We start from the raw sequence: 1,257 nt of genomic DNA on the forward strand, positions 1-1,257 counted from the left end.
CACTCCACAAGGCCGGATGGGCCAACATCGCCGCCGGACGCCGAGCCCACCTCGACCCCACAGCCGTTCTCACGCTCCACGGCATCCCGTGATCAACCGGACATCCGGGGAACACTCCGGGGCCCTGCATTCCGGACCTCGACCCGGACCCGCCCACGCATCGTCGGTGGGTTCTGGCCCGGCGCAGCATCAGCGATCCGGAGGAGATCGCGTACTACCTGTGCTTTGCCCCGTTCGGCACCACCGTGCAGCAGCTGGTTCTGATCGCCGGTCGGAGGTGGGCCGTGGAGGACTGTTTCGGTGCGGCGAAGAACGAGTGCGGCCTGGATCAGTACGAGGTGCGTCGCTACACCAGCTGGTACCGGCACATCACCTTGTCCATGCTCGCGTTCGCGTTCCTGACCGTGCTGGCGGCCCAAGCGCAGCAAAAGGGGGAACGCCCAATTCAGCCGATGTCATCCCCCTCACCGTGGCAGAGATTCGACGACTCCTGGCAGTTGTCCTTCCCCGAACGCCCGGACAACATACCGTCCATCACATCCTGAGATGGTCGACCTGGCGCCGACGACACCAGGCCACCGCCCGCCGCTGCCACTACCGACGAAGACACAGCTCACAGCCCTAATTCAGGCTGGAGTACTAGGCGGTGAACGCCTCGATGCGGTCCCGCACCGTGTCGAGCTTCAGCGATCCGGTGCTTCGGCGGCGTCCGGCGACGTCGTGCGCGGCCGTGTCGAACAGCAGGCTCCCGGGCGGGACCATGCGTTCCAGGACGCGGATGGCGTTGACGACCGGCGTGATCGCCCCCCAGGGAACGTCGCGGTCGGCTCCGGTGGAGTCGCGGTTCCCACGTTCGTCGATGGCGGTCTTGAACGTCTTGCCGCGGATCAGGTGTCGCCCGGTCCTGCCGTCACTACCGGGCTCCAGGTCGGGGCAGCAGCCGGCGCGCAGACCCAGCACTACTGGTGGAGGGACCTTATTCAGGGCTTGCGCTATTCCCGTCATAGAACTCTTCTGAGTATGGTTCGAGCGCGCACATGCGGGCCAGTCGCCATCAGAGGTATCTGAGCGTTGTTGTCTGTTCCCTGGCGCGTCCCCTGTGTCATGGCTAGCCTTGACATAGTGTCCAGTGAGCGAATGCCAACATGACGTCGCTGGTCAGGGTACTGGTGTGATCGGGTTTGCGGGTGTTCATCCTGTTCGTAGGCGGGTGTCTGCGGTCTAGATCGTCTGCCGCGGTCAGCGGGTGACTTCGAG

General features: G+C 64.8%; 1 protein-coding gene and 1 pseudogene. One reads left to right on the forward strand and one right to left on the reverse strand.

Annotated elements, in window-relative coordinates; translation table 11 throughout:
- Positions 1-128 precede the first annotated feature (128 nt).
- Positions 129-545, forward strand: a pseudogene (locus IZR01_RS49195) (IS701 family transposase); the annotation flags it as partial.
- A gap of 94 nt (positions 546-639) precedes the next feature.
- On the opposite strand, the gene IZR01_RS49200 reads toward IZR01_RS49195, so the two are convergent.
- The gene (locus tag IZR01_RS49200; RefSeq protein ID WP_194927891.1) at positions 640-1,005 is read right to left on the reverse strand and encodes a hypothetical protein; all 366 of its coding nucleotides are present in this window, start codon (positions 1,003-1,005) and stop codon (positions 640-642) included.
- Positions 1,006-1,257: the final 252 nt, after the last annotated feature.

It is taken from the genome of Catenulispora pinisilvae (assembly GCF_015356865.1).
GTDB lineage: Bacteria > Actinomycetota > Actinomycetes > Streptomycetales > Catenulisporaceae > Catenulispora > Catenulispora pinisilvae.

Bases quoted from the DNA above. Each gene is read 5' to 3' on its own strand.
- IZR01_RS49200 (WP_194927891.1), bottom strand. From the start codon at position 1,005: ATGACGGGAATAGCGCAAGCCCTGAATAAGGTCCCTCCACCAGTAGTG.